The following is a 20,049-nucleotide window of genomic DNA, read 5'->3' as shown; positions in this document are numbered from 1 at the left end:
ACTGCCGGCCCTTTTGGAGACCCTCATGAGCCAATCCCCCTACGCCCGCATTCTGTTTATCGGCCCCGGCCTGGGGCGCGGTGCATCGGCCGAGCGTCTGCAGCAGCGCATCGAAGCGCTGCTGGGCGAGGCGCACCTGTGTGATACGGAGCAGGACGGTTTCTTGCAGGCCATCATTGATGCGCCACGCCCGCTGCTGGTGGTGGATCTGGAGCCGCGCGCCGATGCAGCGCACCGTGACTGGCTACGCGAGCGTATCGTCGAACGCGGTGACGGGGCTCGGGTATTCGTGGTCTGCACGGCCATGGAAGATGCATGGCTCGATGGCCTCAGCGTGCTGCTGGAGCATCGCGAAACGCATCTGCCCTGTAGCGACGTGCCGCCCGTGCCTGAGCACCACGCCTGGTCGCAGATTCCGCCGCATGCGCAGCGCCTGCTGCTGTGCAACGGCCCACGCTGCACGCGCAAGGGCGCGCTGGGCCTGTGGAAAACCCTGCGCCAGCGGCTCAAGGCCGCCGGCAAGCTGGAATGCGCGGGTGGGGTACATATCACCCGCAGCCAGTGCCAGTTCCCCTGCGACCTGGGGCCGACCGCGAGCCTTTATCCACAGGGTGAGTGGTATGGCATCAAGGACGAGGCGGCGGTGATTCGCCTGGTCGATGAGCGGTTGGTGGCGGGCAGGGCATTGCCGGAGTTGCGGATCGATGAGCAGGGCGGCAACTAGCCGCCATGGTGGACAAGCTGCGCGTTGTCCACCCTACGTCTGAGTCCAACCCACAATTGCCCCCGCGCCTTGACTTGAACGGAGGCGGGTGGTCATATCCGCCCCGCTTCAGGTGTCTTGCGCCGCCGTGCGCAAGGTGAAACGGGAAGTCGGTTGAAGTCCGACGCTGCCCCCGCAACGGTAAGCGAGCGACCGTATCGATACGCCACTGTGCGCCCCGCGCATGGGAAGGTGATGCGCTCATGACCCTCGCAAGCCCGGAGACCGGCCTGGAGTCGTTATGTCTGGCAACCCGCGGTGGGCGGGCGTTGACTCCAGTAGGGCGCGTTCGCGCTCCTGTCTGCTGTTGCGCATTTCCATCGGATTGCCGTGCCTTTTCTCTTTGCGATGGAAGCAATATGGCGCGCCATTTCCGCATCAAAAAAACCTTTCTGGCCGGTTCGGCCACGGGCCCCGTTCGACTGTATCCCAGGCTGCGGGGATCGATAATGTTATGTTATAACACTTGCATTTCAAGCCTCGATCCCCCGCGCAACAACGGAAGCTCTGCCGTGCGAAACCCCGCTCTTCATTGCACCTGGCCACTGGCCCTGCTGTTCAGCGGCCTGGCTCTGGCCGACAAGGCTGTCGATCTGCCCGAACTCGATGTCCAGGCCAAGGCCGCCGAGGAGGGCGAGAGCGATCTGCGCACGCCCACCACCAGCGGTTCGCGCCTGGAACTTTCGGCCCTGCAAACCCCGGCCAGCACCAGCAGCCTGAGCGGCACCGAAGTGCGCGGGCGCAACAACCGCAGCGTGCAGGACGCGGTTACCCGCACCCCCGGCATCACCTTTATCGGTAGCCCCGGCAATGGCGGCACGGCGCTGTCGGCGCGTGGCTTCACCGGCCACTCGGCGACCATGCAGCTCTACGACGGCACCCGCCAATACGTGGGTGCCGGCACCGTGACCTTCCCGGTGGACACCTGGTCGGTGGCACGCATCGACGTACTGCGTGGCCCGGCTTCGGTGCTCTATGGCGAAGGCGCCACCGGCGCGGTGATCAACGTGGTGCCGAAAAAACCGTTCGCTGGGCCGGTGGAGAATCACCTGCGCCTCGGCTACGGCAGCGACGACCGCCGCCAGGCCGCGCTGGACAGCGGCGGCTCGCTGAGCGACGCGCTGAGCTATCGCTTCAACCTCAACCAGCAGGCTAGCAACGGTTGGGTCGACCGCGGCGACTCCGACAGCCTGGCGCTGAGCGCCGCACTGCGCTGGGATGCCAGCGAAGACCTGAGCTTCACCCTGTCCCATGACCAGGGCGAGCAGCACCCGGAGCGCTACCTCGGCACGCCGCTGGTCGATGGCAAGTTCCGCGAGAGCCTGCGCGAGCGTAACTACAACGTCGCCAACGCCGATATCCACTACAACGACCAGATCACCCGCCTGGTGACTGACTGGCGTATCAACGAGGCGCTGACGGCCAACAACCAGCTCTACTACATCAAGACCCGGCGCTACTGGCGCAACAGCGAGGCCTATCGCTGGCAGCCGGGCGATAGGGTCGAGCGCGGTGATTTCTGGCGCATCAAGCACAACCAGGAGCAGCTCGGCGACCGCCAGAGCTTCAGCCTCGATCACGCCCTGTTCGGCCTCGATAGCCGCACCCTGGTCGGCGTCGACTACAACCATATCCGCTTCGCCCGTCACCATGACTTCGGCAATACCTTCAGCGACAGCGTGCCGCTGGGCCAGTCCGGCGGCGGCAGTTACCAGAGCACCGACAACTACCGCCCGCGCGAGCTGAACCTGGCCCGGCAGTTCTCGCTGTTCGCCGAGAACCGTACTCAGCTCACCGAGCGCCTGGCGCTGGTCACTGGCGTGCGCCGCGATCAGGTGCACCTCGAGCGCAGCAACCTGCTCGACGACAGCCGCGTCGACCGCAGCCTCACGGGCGACAACTGGCGTGCCGGGCTGGTCTTCGCCCTGACCCCGGAGCTGTCGCTGTATGGCCAGTACGCCACCAGCACCGAAGGGGTAAGCAACCTGCTGACCCTCAACCCGAGCCAGCAGCAGTTCGATCTGAGTGAAGCGAAGCAGACCGAGATCGGCCTCAAGCAACTGTTCTGGGACGGGCAGGGCGAGTGGACGCTGGCCGCCTACCACATCGTCAAGGAGAAGCTGCTCAGCCGCGCCACGCCGACTGCGCCCACCGAGCAGATTGGCCAGCAATCCTCCGATGGCCTGGAAGCCAGCCTGGAGCTGGCGCTGGGGCGTGGCTGGCAGGTGTCGGCCAATGCTGCCTTCGTCCGTGCCGAGTACGACAACTTCGTCGAGGGCGGTGGCGACCGTAGCGGCAATCGTCCGGTCGACGTGCCCAAGCGTACGGCCAACCTGTGGTTGAACAAGGATTTCGGCCGTGGAGTGGAGGCGGGTATTGGCGCGCGCTACGTCGATGCGCGTTATGTGGATACGGCCAATACCGCCAAGGTGCCGGGTTATACCGTGGTCGATGCCAATATCGGCTGGCAGGTGCTGTCTGACGTGCGCCTGGGTCTGGAGTTGAATAACCTGTTCGACCGCCAGTACGCCACCAGCGCCAGCAGTGACGGCGAGCAATGGTTCCTTGGCGCGCCGCGTTCGCTGTTCGTCACGGCGGATTACCGCTTTTGAAGCGCGCGTGCCTGTGCCTGTGCCGGCGCGTCGCGCGTGGAGAGTTTCCGTGTCAGTGACTAGCACCTCTGGCTGGTCTTTCAGCCTGTTCTCGACGCCGCCGAGCCAGCGCACGGCGGCACCCGAGCCGCGCTTGCGCATCCGAGACCTGGCCTGGTCGCCGGACGGCCAGTGCGCCTTGCTCGAGGCCATTGACCTGGAGATCGGCGACGGTGAACTGCTCGGCCTGATCGGCCCCAACGGCAGCGGCAAGACCAGCCTGCTGCGCTGCGCCTATCGCTTCCAGCGACCGTGCAGCGGCAGCGTCGAGCTGGGCGGCGAAGCGCTGTGGCAACGTCCGCCGCGCTGGAGCGCGCAGCGCGTGGCGGTGGTGCTGCAGGAATTCCCGCAGGACTTCGGTCTGCGCGTACATGAGGTGGCGGCCATGGGTCGTACGCCGCACAAGGGCTTGTTCGACGGCGACGATGGTGAAGATCAGCGCCTGGTCAGCGAGGCGCTGGCGCGTGTGGGCCTGAGCGAGCGGGCGCAGCAGGATTTCGCCCGTCTGTCCGGCGGCGAGAAGCAGCGCGCCTTGCTCGCCCGCGCCCTGGTGCAGCAGCCGCAACTGTTGATCCTCGACGAGCCGACCAATCACCTCGACCCGCGCTACCAGATCGAGCTGCTGCGGCAGATCAAATCGCTGGGCCTGGCGACCTTGGCCAGCTTTCACGACCTCAATCTGGCAGCGGCTTTTTGCGACCGCCTGTGTGTGATCGACCAGGGCCGTATGGTGGCCGTTGGTACGCCTGCCGAGGTGCTGACCGCCGAGCTGCTGCAGCAGGTTTTCGGTGTGCAGGCGCTGGTCGACACCCATCCACTGGCGGGTTATCCGCGTATTACTTGGATAGTCTGATGAGTCTGTGCCATTCGCGGCTGAAGCCGCTCCTACCTACGCTTGTGCTCTCGTCGCTGCTGCTGGCCAGCCCCGCCTGGGCCGTCACCGTCACTAGCTGCGACCGTCAGGTGAGCATCGACCAGCCGCCGCAACGCGCGGTCAGCCATGACGTCAATATGACCGCCATGCTCCTGGCCCTTGGCCTGAAGGAGCGCATGGCCGGCTACAGCGGCATCAGCGGCTGGAAGACCCTCGATGCGAGCATGCGCGCGCAGCTCGACGGCCTGCCCGAGCTGGCCGCGCGCTACCCCTCGTTGGAAAACCTGCTGGGTGCCGGCACCGATTTCGTCTTTGCCGGCTGGAACTACGGCATGCGCATCGGCGGCGAGGTCACGCCGGCCAGCCTGGCGCGCTTCGGCATCCCGGTGTACGAACTGAGCGAGTCCTGCGCCCACGTCATGCCGGGCCGCGTCGCCAGCCTCGACGATGTCTACACCGACTTGCGCAACCTGGGCCGCATCTTCGCCGTCGAGGATCGTGCCGACGCGCTGGTGCAGGGCATGCAGGCGCGGGTGGCGGCGGTGCAGGCACGCCTGGGCGAGCAGCCGACGCGCCCACGGGTGTTCGTCTACGACAGCGGTGAAGACCTGCCTTTCAGCGCCGGGCGCCAGGGCATGCCGCAGCCGCTGATCGAGGCGTCCGGCGGGCGCAACGTGATGGATGGCGTGGCCGGCAGTTGGATCAAGGTGGGTTGGGAGTCGGTGGTCGAGGAAGACCCCGAAGTGATCCTGATCGTCGACTACGGCGAGCGCACGGCGGCGCAGAAGCGCGACTTCCTCCTGCAGCACCCGGCGCTGCAGGGCGTCACCGCGATCCGTGAAAAACGCTTCGTGGTGCTGCCCTACCTGGCGGTCACACCAAGCCTGGATAACGCCGCCGCCATCGAGACCCTGGCCGCTGCGCTGCACCCGGAGGCCTTCGCCCGGTGAGTCGTTATCGCCTGCTGTTGCTCGGGCTGGCCGTGCTGCTGGCGCTGTCCTGCGCCTGGTCGCTGGCCTTTGGCGCGGCGCAGGTGCCGCTCGAGCGGGTGTGGGCGATCCTTGGCCAGCACCTGTTCGGCATCGTGCCCGAGGTGCCCATCAACAGCGGCCAGGACAGCATCGTCTGGCAACTGCGCGCGCCACGGGTGCTGCTCGGCGCGCTGGTGGGCGCCGGGCTGGCGCTGGTGGGTACGGTGTTGCAGGCGGTGACGCGTAACCCGCTGGCCGATCCGCACCTGCTCGGGGTCAGCTCCGGCGCGGCCTTCGGTGCCGTGGTGGTGGTGCTCTATCTGGGTGAGTTCGCCGGGCTGCTCAGCCTGCCGCTGGCGGCCTTCGTCGGCGCGTTGGCGAGCATGCTGCTGGTGCTGGCCATCGCCAGCCGGGGCGGGCGCCTGGAGAGCGACCGCCTGTTGCTGGCCGGGGTGGCGGTGTCCTTCGTGATGATGGCGGCGAGCAACCTGCTGCTGTATCTGGGCAATCCGCATGCGGCCAGTTCGGTGCTGTTCTGGATGCTCGGCGGCCTGGGCCTGGCGCGCTGGGAGCTGCTCTGGCTGCCGGCGCTGTGCCTGGCGCTGGCACTGGTCGTGCTGCTCGGCTTGGGCCGCGCACTGAACGCGCTGATGGCCGGCGAGCAGAGCGCGGTGAGCCTGGGCCTGGAGCCGCGCCGCGTGCGCCTGCTGGTGTTCGTGGTGGCTTCGTTGCTCACCGGCGTGCTGGTCTCGCTGTCCGGCGCCATCGGCTTCGTCGGCCTGATGCTGCCGCATGTGGCGCGCTTTCTGGTCGGCGCCGAGCACCGCCGCGTACTGCCGGTGGCGGCGCTGCTGGGGGCGTTGTTCCTGATCTGGGTCGATGTGGCGGCGCGCACCTGGCTGGCGCCGCAGGATCTGCCCATCGGCATCGTCACCGCGGCCATCGGCGGGGTGTTTTTCGTGGCTCTGCTGCGCCGCCGCTAGTCGCCGGGATCGAACCAGACCCGGCTTCCCCGGTCATCTGCTTGAGGTTCCATCACACCTGATCAGGAGGGACGACCATGCTCGCGCAACTGCCCACCGCACTTCGGGATCTGCGACTGCCGCTGCGTCTGAAACTGTGGGACGGCAAGCAGGTGGATCTGGGGCCGAAACCTCGGGTGACGCTGGTGGTCAAGGATCCCAGCCTGGTCAGCCAACTGGCTCACCCCAGCCTGGATGCCCTGGGCGCGGCCTATGTCGAAGGCCGGGTGGAGCTGGAAGGCCCTATCGATGCGGCCATCGAGCTGGGCGATGCGCTGAGCACCGCGCTGCTGGGGGACGAAAGCGCGCCGGTGGAGCTGCACACGGCCCACGACAAGCACAGCGACGCCGAGGCCATCCGCTACCACTATGACCTGTCCAACGAGTTCTACCGGCTGTGGCTGGATCACGACATGGTTTACTCCTGTGCCTATTTCGAGACCGGTGAGGAAAACCTCGACCAGGCTCAGCAGGCGAAGATGCGCCACCTGTGCCGCAAGCTGCGGCTGCAGCCAGGCGACAAGCTGCTCGACGTCGGTTGTGGCTGGGGCGGCCTGGCGCGTTTCGCCGCGCGCGAGTTCGAGGCCGAGGTCTACGGCATCACCCTGAGCAAGGCGCAACTGGAGCTGGGCCTGCAGCGTGTAGCCGAGGAGGGCCTGAGCGAGCGGGTGACTCTGGAGCTGCTGGATTACCGCGATCTGCCGCAGGATGGTCGCTTCGACAAGGTGGTCAGCGTCGGCATGTTCGAGCATGTCGGCCACGCCAACCTGGCGCTGTATTGCCAGCGCCTGTTCGGCGCGGTCAAGGCCGGCGGCCTGGTGATGAACCACGGCATCACCGCGCGCTTCACCGATGGTCGCCCGGTCGGCCGTGGCGCCGGTGAGTTCATCGACCGCTACGTGTTCCCACAGGGCGAACTGCCGCATCTGGTGACCATCGCCCAGGCGATCAGCGAGGCCGGGCTGGAGGTGGTCGACGTCGAGAGCCTGCGCATGCACTACGCACGCACCTTGCAGCTCTGGAGCCAGGGCCTGGAGCAGCAACTGGACAAGGCCACGCAATGGGTGCCGGCAAAAGCCCTGCGCATCTGGCGCCTGTACCTGGCCGGCTGCGCCTACGGCTTTCAGCATGGCTGGATGAACCTGCACCAGATCCTCGCGGTGAAGCCACACGAGGATGGCAGCCATGATCTGCCCTGGACGCGCGCCGACCTTTACGCCTGATGCAGTAACATGCGGCTCGTGCCCACTCCGCGAGCCGCTCAATGCTCCTCCCGCAACGCCAACGTTACCGCGTCCCGTTCATCGTTCTGGCGATCCTCGTCGGCCTGCTGCTGAGTGCCTGGCTGGGCGGGCGCTATGCCGAGCGGCACACCTGGGCCGAGCGCAGCGACGAGGCACGCGGGCAGTTGCAGCTCTATGCGCAGTCGATACGCACCCTGGTCGAGCGCTTCAGTTCGGTGCCCGAGGTGCTGGCGCTGGACAGTGACATCAGGGCGTTGCTGCGCACGCCGCATGACCGGCAGTTGCGCCAGGCCCTGAACCTGCGCCTGGAGCAACTCAATGCGGCGGCCGGCTCCACCGTGCTGTACCTGCTCGACCGGCACGGCGACACCCTGGTGGCGAGCAACTGGCGCGACTGGAGCAGCTTCGTCGGCAACAACTATGCATTCCGCCCCTATTTCCAGGATGCCCTGCGCAACGAAGGGGCGCGCTACTTCGCGGTGGGGGTGACCACCGGCATTCCCGGCTATTTCCTCTCCCATGTGGTGCGTGACGACGATGGCCGCCTGCTCGGTGTGCTGGTGGTCAAGCTGGAGCTGGAGGAGCTGCAGCGTGAATGGGTCGCTCAGCCTGGCGTGCTGCTGGTCGCCGATAGCTACCAGGTGGTGATCCTGAGCAATCGCCCGGCCTGGCGCTTTCGCGCCCTGCAGCCGCTGAACGAGGCCGCGCGCGCCGAGCTGGTGGAGGTGCGCAAGTACGCCGAACAGTCGCTGCAACCGCTGACCCGTCAGTTGCGTCGGCGCATCGACGAAGATGCCGAGTGGGCGCGGGTCAATGGCCCGGACGGTAACAACGACTACCTTTGGCAGCGCCTGGTGATGCCCGAGGAAGGCTGGACCCTGCACCTGCTCAGCGAGCCGTCCGGCCTGGCCGACAGTGTGCGCAGCTATCGTCTGGCCGCTGCCGGGGTGTGGACGACCCTGGCCTTCCTCCTGTTGTTCCTGGCCCAGCGGCGCAAGAACCTGCGCTTGCAGGCCGATATCCGCGAGCGCCTGGAGCGCGAGGTGGAGCTGCGCACCTCTGAGCTGCGCGAAGCCCAGGAAGGTCTGGTGCATGCCGCCAGGATGGCCGCACTGGGGCAGATGTCGGCGGCCCTGGCGCATGAGATCAACCAGCCGCTGACCGCTCTGCAAATGCAGCTCGGCAGCCTGCGCCTGCTGCTCGACAGCGGTAAGGCGGACGCGGTTCGCGAGGGCCTGCAACGCGTCGACAGCCTGCTGCAACGCATGGCCGCGCTGACCAGCCATCTCAAGACCTTCGCCCGCAAGAGCCCGGCGGGCTTGAGCGAACGCCTGAGCCTGGCCGAGGTGCTGGAGCAGGCCCTGCAACTGCTGGCGCCGCGCATGCGCAGCGAGCAAGTAGAACTGCGCAGCCGGATCGATGCCGAGGCGCAGGTGCTAGGCGATGCCATCCGCCTCGAACAGGTGATCCTCAACCTGTTGCACAACGCCCTTGATGCCATGGCCGGATGCGAGCCGCGCATCCTGCTGGTACGCATCGCCCGCGACGGCGACGACTGCATGCTGAGCGTCGAGGACAGTGGTGGAGGCATTGCTGAAGAGGCACTGGCCCGCGTCTTCGAGCCCTTCTTCACCACCAAGCCGGTTGGCCAGGGCCTGGGGCTTGGCCTGGCGGTGTCCTATGGCATCGTCCGTGATCTGGGTGGCAGCCTGGAGGCACACAATGGCGAGTTGGGCGCGGTCTTCACCCTGCGCCTGCCGGCCGCGCCGTAGGGTGCACCGTGCGCACCACAGCCATCGATGCGACTGGTGCGCGCAGCGCACCCTACGATATGGCGTGCATCGACGGTTGTTCCCGTGGATTTCATCCGGGCTACACTGCCCGCCATTCTCGAAAAGGAGTTGGCATGAGCGATCAGGTCATAGTGGTCGACGACGAAGTGGCGATTCGCGAGGCGGTGCAGCAATGGCTGGAACTGTCCGGCTTCACCGTGCGCACCTGCGCCAGCGCTGCCGAGGCCCTGGCGGCAGTGGATCGGGATTATCCCGGTATCGTCGTCAGCGATGTGCGCATGCCCGGCAGCGATGGCCTGCAACTGCTCGACAAGCTGCTGCAGCTCGACCACGACCTGCCGGTAATCCTCATTACCGGCCATGGCGACGTGCCCATGGCCGTGCAGGCGCTGCGCAATGGCGCCTATGACTTCATCGAGAAGCCTTTCGCCCCCGAACGCCTGCTCGACAGCGTGCGCCGGGCGTTGGACAAGCGCCGCCTGGTCTGCGAGAACCGCGAGCTGCGTCGTCAGGTGGCGGACAAGGGGCGCATCGAGAGCCAGTTGATCGGCATCTCGCGCCCGATGGAGAACCTGCGCCGGCAGATCCTCGAACTGGCCGGCACCTCGGTCAATGTGCTGATCCGGGGGGAAACCGGCAGCGGCAAGGAGCGCGTGGCGCGCTGCCTGCACGACTTCAGCCCGCGGGCCAGCAAGGCCTTCGCCGCGCTCAACTGCGCGGCGATTCCCGAGACCATCTTCGAGAGCGAGCTGTTCGGCCACGAGAGCGGCGCCTTCACCGGCGCCCAGGCGCGACGCATCGGCCGTATCGAACATGCCGACGGCGGTACCCTGTTCCTCGATGAGGTGGAGAGCATGCCGTTGGCGCAGCAGGTCAAGCTGCTGCGCGTGCTGCAGGAGAAGACCCTGGAGCGTCTGGGCTCGAACAAGAGCATCAAGGTGGATCTGCGCGTGATCAGCGCGGCCAAACCGAATCTGCTCGACGAGGTCAAGGCCGGGCGTTTCCGCGAAGACCTGGTGTATCGCCTCAACGTCGCCACCCTGCACATTCCGCCGCTGCGCGAACGCCGTGAGGACATCCCGCTGCTGTTCGAGCACTTTGCCCAGGAAGCGGCGCATCGTCATGGCCGCGAGGCGCCGCCGCTGGCGCCCAGCGAGCTGGCCCATCTGCTCGGCCACGACTGGCCGGGTAACGTGCGTGAGCTGATCAACGCCGCCGAGCGTCATGCCCTGGGCCTGTCCAGCCCTTCGCCGGACGAGCGTTTCGCCGCTCAGGCGCTGGCCGAGCAGATGGAAGCCTTCGAGGCGCGTTGCCTGCACAACGCCCTGTTGCAGTGCCAGGGCAACATTGCCGCCGTGATGGAGATGCTGCAACTGCCGCGCCGCACCCTCAACGAGAAGATGCAGCGCCATGGCCTGTTACGCAGCGACTATCTGCCCGCCGGCGAGGAGTAGCGGGCGCACCCCAGGGGCTGGTGACCCGTCGTAGCCCGGATGCAATCCGGGGCTGGTTTCGCACCGATTTCCCGGATTGCATCCGGGCTACTCGATAAGCGGATTTTTGCCGACTCTGTCGCGAATGTAAGCGGTTTCCCGCTCAGTGACCCCTTGGTTTTTCGATAAAACCCCTCTATCTCGGGCATTTCAGGCCCTGGCACGGCAACTGCTATAGCCAGGTCAGCCGCGCTGCATCATGCCGACGTGGCGACCATAAGAACGACAAGAGGTCAGCCCATGAACTGCCATGCCCCTCGCACCATGCCCGTATTGCCGTGCATGGGCCGCCATCCGACCGCCATTGTCCGACGCTGCACCCTGCGCCGCTGATTGCGCGGTGTGATGGTGCCTGCCGCAGGCCGCAGTGGGCATCGTCTAGAGTCAACCTCTGCATAAAGCCATAACAACGACGGAGATACTTCCATGCGACTGACCAAGAAACTCGGCCTTTTCGCCGCCGCTGCGGCGCTGACTGCCAGCACTGCCGTGCTCGCCGCGCCCACCTTCATCAACGTGCTCACTGGCGGTACCAGCGGCGTGTACTACCCGATCGGCGTTGCCCTGTCGCAGCTCTACAGCACCGGCATCGACGGCGCCAAGACCTCGGTGCAGGCCACAAAGGCCTCGGTGGAAAACCTCAACCTGCTGCAGGCTGGCCGTGGTGAACTGGCCTTCGCCCTCGGTGATTCGGTCACTGACGCCTGGAACGGCGTGGAAGACGCCGGCTTCAAGACCCCGCTGAAGAAGATCCGCGCCATCGCCGGTACCTACCCGAACTACATCCAGATCGTCGCCAGCGCCGATTCCGGCATCAAGACCCTGGCTGATCTCAAAGGCAAGCGCATCTCCGTGGGCGCGCCGAAGTCCGGTACCGAACTCAACGCCCGCGCCATCTTCGCCGCCGCCGGCCTGACCTACAAGGACATGGGCACCGTCGAGTTCCTGCCCTACGCCGAGTCGGTGGAGCTGATCAAGAACCGCCAGCTAGACGCCACCCTGCAGTCTTCCGGCCTGGGCATGGCGGCCATTCGTGATCTGGCCTCGACCATGAAGATCAACTTCGTTTCGATTCCGGCTGACGTCACCGCTAAGATCGGCAACGCCGCCTACCAGGCTGCCACCATTCCGGCCGGCACCTATGACGGCCAGGACGCCGACGTGCCCACCGTGGCCATCACCAACATCCTGGTGAGCCATGAAGGCGTGTCCGACGAGGTGGCCTACCAGATGACCAAGCTGATGTTCGACAACCTCGACCGCCTGGGCAACGCCCACTCCGCAGCCAAGGACATCAAGCTGGAAAACGCCGCCAAGAACCTGCCGATCCCGCTGCACCCGGGTGCCGAGCGTTACTACAAGGAAGTCGGCGCGCTGTAATGCTTGCTTGCCGGTAGAGCGACGAGCTGTTCCCTCTCCTCTCTGGGGGAGGGGGTTAGGGAGAGGGGGATGGTGCTTTGCCGCTTGCCCTCACCCCCGTCCCTCTCCCATGAATGGGAGAGGGGAGTAAAAGCTCTGAGCCTGCCGGCTCTTCAGCTCGGTGCAGAATCGCGAATAAAACCGTCGCTCACAGACGGTGGGTTTTGTTGGCGACTCTGCCTCGCATCGATGTAGTCATGAGGTTCGCATTCCATGAGTGATCAGAACAACGAATTGGCCGCCAGCCCTTCTCACTGGCCCAAGGCACTCTTTGCAGTCGCGTTGCTGTTTTCCATCTTCCAGATCGTCACCGCCGCCTTTCACCCGGTGTCGACTCAGGTGTTGCGCGCCGTGCACGTTGGTTTCTTGCTGCTGTTGGTGTTCATCAGTTTCCCCGCGCTCGGCAAGGGCCGGCCGTGGCAGCCGCTGGCCTGGCTGCTGGGCCTGGCGGGCATGGCCACGGCCCTCTACCAGTGGTACTTCGAGGCGGATCTGATCCAGCGTTCCGGTGACATGACCAGCACCGACATGATCGTTGGCCTGACCCTGATCGTGCTGGTATTCGAGGCGGCGCGCCGGGTCATGGGCATCGCCCTGCCGATCATCTGCGCGCTGTTTCTCGCCTATGGCTTGCTTGGCCAGTACCTGCCGGGCGACCTGATGCACCGTGGTTATGGCCTCGACCAGATCGTCAACCAGCTATCGTTCGGCACTGAAGGCCTGTACGGCACACCGACCTACGTGTCGGCCACCTACATCTTCCTGTTCATCCTGTTTGGCGCCTTCCTCGAGCAGGCCGGGATGATCAAGCTGTTCACCGATTTCGCCATGGGCCTGTTCGGCCACAAGCTGGGCGGCCCGGCCAAGGTGTCGGTGGTGTCCTCGGCGCTGATGGGCACCATCACCGGCTCTGGCGTGGCTAACGTGGTCACCACCGGCCAGTTCACCATCCCGCTGATGAAGCGCTTCGGCTACAAGCCGGCCTTCGCCGGTGGTGTCGAGGCCACCTCGTCGATGGGCAGCCAGATCATGCCGCCGATCATGGGCGCCGTGGCTTTCATCATGGCCGAGACCATCAACGTGCCGTTCTTCGAGGTGGCCAAGGCCGCGCTGATCCCGGCGCTGCTGTACTTCGGCTCGGTGTTCTGGATGGTGCACCTGGAGGCCAAGCGTGCCAACCTGCGCGGCCTGCCCAAGGACGAATGCCCGAACCCATGGAAGGCCGTGCGCGAGCGCTGGTTCCTGCTGATCCCGCTGGGCATCCTGATCTACCTGCTGTTCTCCGGGCGCACGCCGCTGTTCTCCGGCACGGTTGGCCTGGCCCTGACGGCCATGGTCATCCTCGGCTCGGCGATCATCCTGCAGGTGTCGTCCAAGGCCATGCGCTTCGCCTTCTGGATCGCCCTGGGCGTGCTCTGCGCCGGCTTCTTCCAGCTCGGTATCGGCGTGGTGTTCGGCGTCATCGCGGCGCTGGTGGCGGGGTGCTGGTTCGTCAAGGGCGGCCGTGAAACTCTGGTGCTGTGCCTGCACGCGCTGGTCGAAGGCGCGCGCCATGCAGTGCCGGTGGGTATCGCCTGCGCCCTGGTCGGGGTGATCATCGGCGTGGTGTCGCTGACCGGGGTGGCCTCCACCTTCGCCGGCTACATCCTCGCCATCGGCCAGGACAACCTGTTCCTCTCGCTGGTGCTGACCATGCTCACCTGCCTGGTGCTGGGCATGGGCATTCCGACCATCCCCAACTACATCATCACCAGCTCCATCGCCGCGCCGGCGCTGCTGGATCTGGGCGTGCCGCTGATCGTCTCGCACATGTTCGTCTTCTACTTCGGCATCATGGCCGACCTCACCCCGCCGGTGGCGCTGGCCTGCTTCGCCGCTGCGCCGATCGCCAAGGAGCGCGGCCTGAAGATCAGCCTGTGGGCGGTGCGCATCGCCGTGGCCGGTTTCGTCGTGCCCTTCATGGCGGTCTATTCGCCGGCGCTGATGCTGCAGGGCGACAGCCTGCTGGCAACGCTCTACGTCATCTGCAAGGCGGTGCTGGCCATCGGTCTTCTGGGCGCGATATTCACCGGCTACCTGCAGGCCAGGCTGAGCTGGTGGGAGCGCGTGCTGGGTTTTGCTGCCGGAGCCAGCCTGATCCTGGCCACGCCGGCCAGTGACGAGATCGGCTTCGCCCTCAGCGCCATCTTCATTGCCCAACACTTCTGGCGTGCCCGTCGTGCCGAGGTCGCGACGGCGTGATCGGCCTGTGCCTGGGGATGGCCGGCGTGGTGTGGGCGTCGCTGCCCACGCCCGCGTTCACCCTGGCCTGGAACCACAGCATCGAGAAGATTCGCTGGGAAGAGGATTATCGCGTCACCACCGAGGGCCTGATCCTCGGTGAGGCGCGGGTCAAAGGCTCGGGCGCCGGAATGGAGATTCCCGACGGCGCCGAACTGCGCAATGGCAGCTGGCACTACCAGCGTCAGCTACCGCCCTTGCAACCCCTGCGAGTCGGGCGTACGCCTGAAGCCGGGGATTACCAACTGTGTTTCGACCAGCGTTGTCGCCCGATGAGCGACTGGCTCGGCCCGCCAAAAGCGAGCCAGCCGGCGTTGGAATTGTGGAGCTGTGAGCTGGGCTCCTCCGCGCCTGATGCGGGCTAGGTTCGCCAAGGCGAACCAGGCTCCCGGCGCCACAAGCGTCGGAGAAAGAAGAGAACCCCCATGTGGCGCGAGCCTATGGGGGTTTTGTTCGTCTGAGGCAGTGAGTGTGGACGGGGATATCTGATAATGGCTCCAATATGTGAATAATTCTTATTGACTGGGGAAGGGTCTGCTGTAAGAATTTTGTCGATAACTATTAGCATTCGCGATAAGGCCAATGCCTGCCAGTGAGGCACTTGCTGCACAAGGGACTGCCAGCGGCTATCGACAGCGCATCAGGAGAAGTCCCCTTGTTCAGCACCAAGACCCAACTGGCCGTGGCGATCACGGCTGCCTGCCATTTTCCCCTCGTTCTGGCTGACGATCAGGCGCCTCTGGAGTTGGACGCGCAGAGCGTCATCGGTAGCGCTGGGGCGAGCACTTCGGAGAGTTACAGAAGCAAGCCCAGCAGCGCGGCGACCAAGCTCGATCTGACCCCACGGCAGACGCCGCAGGCGGTTTCCACCCTTACCGAGGCGCAGTTGCGCGACTTCCAGCTCACCAGCGTCAACGAGGCACTCAAGGCCGTGCCCGGCGTGCAGGTGCAGGAAGTCGAGACCGACCGCACCTACTACACCGCGCGCGGCTTCGACATCACCAACTTCCAGTACGACGGCATCTCCGTGCCCTTCGTCTACGGCAACGTCGAGGGGGATCTGGACACCGCCATGTACGAGCGGGTCGAGGTGGTTCGCGGTGCCAACGGCTTGATTTCCGGCACCGGCAACCCTTCGGCGACGGTCAACTTCGTGCGCAAGCGGCCCACGGCAATCCCTCAGGCGCGCGTCGATCTCACCGCAGGCTCCTGGGACAAACGGCGCATCGACACCGATGTGGCCGGCGCGCTCAACGACGCCGGCACGGTGCGTGGGCGCCTGGTCTACGCCAACGAAAACAAGCACTCCTACCTCGACCGCTACTCGCGCGAGAAGAACGTCTTCCATGGCGTGCTGGACTTCGATCTGGACGCCGACACCGTCTTCACCCTCGGCCATACCCTGCAGACCAGTGACGCCAACTCGCCGATGTGGGGGGCGCTGCCGCTGAATTACAGCGACGGCTCCAAGACCCACTACTCGCGCTCCACCAGTACCTCTGCCGATTGGGCCTACTGGGACGTCAAGGAAAACCGCAGCTTCGCCGAGCTGGCCCACAGCTTCGCCAACGACTGGCAGGCCAAGGCAGTGCTGACACGTGTGGAGAAGAAGGGCGATGGCTCGCTGTTCTACATGGCGGGCACTCCGAACAGGGAGACCGGTCTGGGGTTGACCAGCTACCCGTCCGAGTACAAGGACGAGAACAAGCAACTGATCGTCGATCTGCAGGCCAGCGGGCCGTTCAGCCTCGCCGGTCGTGAGCATCAAGCCAGCCTGGGCGCTAGTTGGTCGCGCTCGGAGCTGAACGACACCTCCTACTACGACTCCACCACCGGCAACGCGCTGCCGCCCTTGGATGACTGGAATGGACACATCGGCAGGCCCTTGAACGATCGCCCAACGCGGGGCAGTGATTTCACCGACCGCATGAAGAGCGTCTATGGCGCCGCTCGCTGGAGCCTGACCGATGACCTGAGCCTGATCACCGGCACCCGGGTAGTGGATGTCAGCAGCAGTGGCGAAAGCTACGGTGCGGCCAAATCCTTGAAGAACAGCGGCAAGGTGGTGCCCTATGCCGGCGTCGTCTACGACCTCAACGAGCAGTATTCGCTCTACGCCAGCTACACCGAGATCTTCAGCCCGCAGACCAAGACCGATATCAGCGGCTCGCGCCTGGCGCCGCTGGAAGGGGTGAACTACGAGGTGGGCATCAAGGGCGAATTGTTCGACGACCAGGTCAACGTGGCCTTGGCGGTGTTTCGTACCGAACAGGACAACTTTGCCAATCAGGCAGGAACCATCGGCGGTCGCGCTTACTACAACGCAGTCGAAGGGCTGACCAGTGAAGGTTATGAACTGGAGTTCTCCGGCGAGCCGGTGGATGGCCTGCAGCTCAGCGCCGGTTACACCTTCGTCGACATCACCAATGCCGACGGCTCACATGCTGTGACCTATTCGCCCAAACATATGGTCAAGGCAGCGGCTACCTACCGTGTGCCGGGGCTGGAAAAGCTCAAGGTGGGTGGCGCCATGCGTTGGCAGAGCGATATCCGCAACGGTATCGCCGAGCAGGATGCATATGGCGTGGTCGACCTGATGGCCAGCTACGACATCGACCGCAACTGGAGCCTGTCGGCCAACCTCAACAATCTCACCAACGAGAAGTACCTGACCAGCCTGTACTGGACTCAGGCCTATTACGGCGCGCCACGTAACGTCAGCGCCACCCTGACCTGGAAGTACTGAGCGAACGGGCCGCTGGTGCAGCGGCCCGCTCGTTCGACGAGAGACTGTCATGCGCCCGATTCTGGTTCTGCTGCACCGCTGGTGCGGCCTGTTCATCGCCCTGTTCCTGTTCACCGCCGGCCTGACCGGCGCCGTCATCTCCTGGGATCATGAACTGGACGAATGGCTCAACCCGCACCTGTTCGACGCGCAGAGCGCAGGGCCGGCGCAGGATCCGCTGCAACTGGCCGATGCCTTGGAGGCGCGCGATCCTCGCCTGCAGGTGAGCTTCATGCCTCTGGCGCTGGAGCCGGGCCATGCGCTGAATATCTTCGTCGATCCGCGTATCGACCCGGCCACCGGCAAGGCCTACGCGCTGGGCTTCAACCAGCTCGGCATCGACCCGGTGAGTGGCGCTGTCCAGGGGCAGCGCGAGTGGGGGGCGATCTCCCTGAGCCGGGAGAACCTGCTGCCGTTCCTCTACAAGCTGCACTACAGCCTGCATATCCCGGACGGTTTCGGTATCGAGCTGGGCATGCTGGTCTTTGGCATCGTCGCCATCGTCTGGTGCCTGGACTGTTTCGTGGCGCTGTGGCTGTCGTTTCCCAACCTGCGCAGTTGGCGCAAGTCCTTCGCCTTTCGCTGGCGCCAGGGTGGCTACAAGCTGAACTTCGACCTGCACCGTTCCGGCGGTGTGTGGATCTGGCTGTTACTGCTGATCCTGGCGGTGACCTCGGTGTCGATGAACCTCGAACGCCAGGTGGTGCGCCCCCTGGTGGAGCTGGTCTCGCCACTGACGCCGAGCCCCTTCGCCAGCCGCACGCCGGTGACGCTGGATGAGCAGATCGTGCCGCAGATCGACCGCCGCGAGGCCATCGCCATCGCGGCTGCCGAGGCCAAACGCCTGGGCTGGCAGGTGCCGCCCGGTGGCCTGTTCCATTCGGCCGAGTTCGGCGTCTATGGCGTCGGTTTCTATGCGCCGGGCGAGGATCATGGCGATGCTGGCCTGGGCAATCCGTGGATCTACGTCGACAGCCGCAGCGGTGAGCTGGCCGGCGCCCATGTGCCGGGCACCGGCAGCGCCGGGGATATCTTCCTGCAGGCGCAATTCCCGCTGCACTCGGGGCGCATCATCGGCCTGCCGGGGCGCATCCTGGTGTCGCTGCTGGGCCTGGCGGTGGCCGGCCTGTCACTGACCGGGCTGGTGATCTGGGCGAAGAAACGCCGCTCGCGCGTGCTGGCCGAGCGGCGTAGCCGAGTGCCGGCCCAGGTCATCGGCTGATCGTCAGAGAATCGGCGAGATCAGCCGGGCCACGCGCATGCCCAATTGCTGCAGGCGGTGCAGATTGCGCCGATCGGCATTGACCAGTTCCCGCGAGCGGCTGAAATCCTCTTCCAGCATGGCGGCGACCTGGGCGTTGAAGTCTGTGCCGAAGGTCAGCAGGTTGGCCTCGAAGTTGAGGCGGAAGGAGCGGTTGTCCAGGTTGGCGCTGCCCAGCAGGCAGGCATCGTGGTCGATCAGCAGGGCTTTCTGGTGCAGAAAGCCTGGTTGGTAGCGGAAGATCCTCACCCCGGCTCTTAGCGCCTCGAAGGCGTACAGGCTGGAGGCGGCATAGACGATACGGTGGTCGGGGCGCGATGGCAGCAGCAGGCGCACGTCCACGCCACGCATCACCGCCAGGCGCAGGGCGGCGAACAGCGCCTCGTCGGGGACGAAATAGGGGCTGCTCAGCCAGACCCGCTCGCGCGCCGCGTGAATCGCCTCGACGAACAGCAGCGAGCAGGTTTCCTGCGGGTCCGCCGGGCCGCTGGCTATCACCTGGCAGAGCAGGCCGGGTTCGTCCTGCTTGCTCGGCATCAGCAGCGGCGGCAGCTTCTGGCAGGCCCAGTACCAGTCTTCGGCGAAGGCTTCCTGCAGGCTTGCCACCACGGGCCCGCGCACTTCCACATGGGTATCGCGCCAGGGTGCCAAAGGCGGTTTCTGCCCGAGGTATTCGATACCGACGTTGAGCCCGCCGAGAAAGCCGATCTCGCCGTCGACCACGACGATCTTGCGGTGGTTGCGAAAGTTTAGCTGGAAGCGGTTGAACAGCCCGGCACGGGTAGGGAAGGCATGCACCTCGACACCGCCCCGGCGCAGATGGTCGATATAGGCACGCGGCAGCGAGTGGCTGCCGACGCCGTCGTACAGAACGAATACCTGCACGCCGGCGGCGGCGCGCTCCAGCAGCACGTCGCGCAGACGCAGACCGAGGGCGTCATCGCGGATGATGAAGAACTGCAGCAGGATCACTTGCTGCGCGCTGGCCAGGGCGTTGAACAAGGCCTCGAAGGTGGCCTCGCCGTCGATCAGCAACTGCACGCGGTTGCCGGTCAGGCCGGGCAGATGCGACAGGCGGGGCAGGGCGCGCAGGCGCTCGTAGGCCGGGGACTGGTGCGCGGCCTTGGCTTCCTCGACCCAGGGGCGCCAGTCCTGCTTGGCCATGGCCAGATGCATTTCCTGGTCGGCCTGGCGCCGCGCCTTGACGTAGGCGTCGAAACGGCTGCGGCCGAACACCAGGTAAGGCAGCAGCGTCAGGTAGGGCATGAAGAATAGCGACAGCCCCCAGGCCAATGCACCCTGGGCGGTGCGCACGGTCAGCACGGCATGGATGGCCGCGAGCACGCCCAGGGTGTGAATGACGGCGATCAGGTAGGCGAACAGATGGGGAATGCCGAAATCCGCAGGCATGCAGGCTCTTCCTTTGCACGGGTCATGGATAACAGACTACGGCGCTCGTGGCGCGTTCGCTGCTCATCCTGCCACGGTGTTTC

14 protein-coding genes and 1 riboswitch are annotated in these 20,049 nt (G+C 65.6%); of the genes, 13 read left to right on the top strand and 1 reads right to left on the bottom strand.

Going from position 1 to position 20,049, the window contains the following annotated elements; all coding sequences use genetic code 11:
• Nucleotides 1-25: 25 nt before the first annotated feature.
• The 13 genes from PVE35_RS25205 (at nt 26) to PVE35_RS25145 (ending at nt 18,517) form a co-directional block, all read left to right on the top strand.
• On the top strand, nt 26-724 hold the full coding sequence (locus tag PVE35_RS25205) for a (2Fe-2S) ferredoxin domain-containing protein (RefSeq protein ID WP_277373357.1): 699 nt from the start codon (nt 26-28) through the stop codon (nt 722-724).
• Nucleotides 725-817: 93 nt separating this feature from the next.
• A riboswitch (cobalamin riboswitch) is annotated at nt 818-1,012 on the top strand.
• Nucleotides 1,013-1,275: 263 nt separating this feature from the next.
• Nucleotides 1,276-3,375 carry a TonB-dependent receptor gene (locus tag PVE35_RS25200; RefSeq protein WP_277373356.1) on the top strand — a complete coding sequence of 700 codons (2,100 nt, stop codon included), beginning with the start codon at nt 1,276-1,278 and terminating at the stop codon, nt 3,373-3,375.
• Nucleotides 3,376-3,508: 133 nt separating this feature from the next.
• Entirely contained in the window at nt 3,509-4,267 is a 759-nt protein-coding gene (locus tag PVE35_RS25195; protein WP_277374937.1) for an ABC transporter ATP-binding protein, read from the top strand.
• Nucleotides 4,267-5,238 carry an ABC transporter substrate-binding protein gene (locus PVE35_RS25190; RefSeq protein WP_277373355.1) on the top strand — a complete coding sequence of 324 codons (972 nt, stop codon included), beginning with the start codon at nt 4,267-4,269 and terminating at the stop codon, nt 5,236-5,238. Before PVE35_RS25195 ends, PVE35_RS25190 begins: the two co-directional genes overlap by 1 nt.
• Complete coding sequence (locus PVE35_RS25185) at nt 5,235-6,242, top strand: iron ABC transporter permease (protein WP_277373354.1); 1,008 nt, start codon at nt 5,235-5,237, stop codon at nt 6,240-6,242. The genes PVE35_RS25190 and PVE35_RS25185 overlap by 4 nt, the downstream gene beginning before the upstream one ends.
• 77 nt (nt 6,243-6,319) lie before the next feature.
• The gene (cfaB, locus tag PVE35_RS25180; protein WP_277373353.1) at nt 6,320-7,504 is read left to right on the top strand and encodes a C17 cyclopropane fatty acid synthase CfaB; all 1,185 of its coding nucleotides are present in this window, start codon (nt 6,320-6,322) and stop codon (nt 7,502-7,504) included.
• 41 nt (nt 7,505-7,545) lie between these two features.
• Complete coding sequence (locus PVE35_RS25175) at nt 7,546-9,297, top strand: ATP-binding protein (RefSeq protein ID WP_277373352.1); 1,752 nt, start codon at nt 7,546-7,548, stop codon at nt 9,295-9,297.
• Between the two features lie 134 nt (nt 9,298-9,431).
• Nucleotides 9,432-10,772, top strand: coding sequence for a sigma-54 dependent transcriptional regulator (locus PVE35_RS25170; RefSeq protein ID WP_277373351.1), 1,341 nt, complete (start codon nt 9,432-9,434; stop codon nt 10,770-10,772).
• A gap of 465 nt (nt 10,773-11,237) precedes the next feature.
• Complete coding sequence (locus PVE35_RS25165; protein ID WP_277373350.1) at nt 11,238-12,191, top strand: TAXI family TRAP transporter solute-binding subunit; 954 nt, start codon at nt 11,238-11,240, stop codon at nt 12,189-12,191.
• A 252-nt stretch (nt 12,192-12,443) separates the two neighbouring features.
• Entirely contained in the window at nt 12,444-14,471 is a 2,028-nt protein-coding gene (locus tag PVE35_RS25160) for a TRAP transporter permease (RefSeq protein ID WP_268180050.1), read from the top strand.
• On the top strand, nt 14,468-14,875 hold the full coding sequence (locus tag PVE35_RS25155) for a DUF1850 domain-containing protein (protein ID WP_268180048.1): 408 nt from the start codon (nt 14,468-14,470) through the stop codon (nt 14,873-14,875). Before PVE35_RS25160 ends, PVE35_RS25155 begins: the two co-directional genes overlap by 4 nt.
• A 290-nt stretch (nt 14,876-15,165) precedes the next feature.
• The gene (locus tag PVE35_RS25150) at nt 15,166-17,256 is read left to right on the top strand and encodes a TonB-dependent siderophore receptor (RefSeq protein ID WP_277373349.1); all 2,091 of its coding nucleotides are present in this window, start codon (nt 15,166-15,168) and stop codon (nt 17,254-17,256) included.
• A gap of 49 nt (nt 17,257-17,305) precedes the next feature.
• Nucleotides 17,306-18,517, top strand: a complete 1,212-nt coding sequence (locus PVE35_RS25145) for a PepSY-associated TM helix domain-containing protein (protein ID WP_277373348.1) — start codon at nt 17,306-17,308, stop codon at nt 18,515-18,517.
• 3 nt (nt 18,518-18,520) lie between these two features.
• Here PVE35_RS25145 and cls read toward each other — a convergent pair whose 3' ends face one another.
• The gene (gene cls / locus PVE35_RS25140) at nt 18,521-19,966 is read right to left on the bottom strand and encodes a cardiolipin synthase (protein ID WP_277373347.1); all 1,446 of its coding nucleotides are present in this window, start codon (nt 19,964-19,966) and stop codon (nt 18,521-18,523) included.
• Between the last annotated feature and the right edge of the window lie 83 nt (nt 19,967-20,049).

Source organism: Pseudomonas sp. AA-38 (genome assembly GCF_029457475.1).
Classification (GTDB): Bacteria; Pseudomonadota; Gammaproteobacteria; order Pseudomonadales; family Pseudomonadaceae; genus Aquipseudomonas.
Note: the sequence above shows the minus strand (reverse complement) of the source record. Positions and strands in the feature narration are given on the sequence as shown.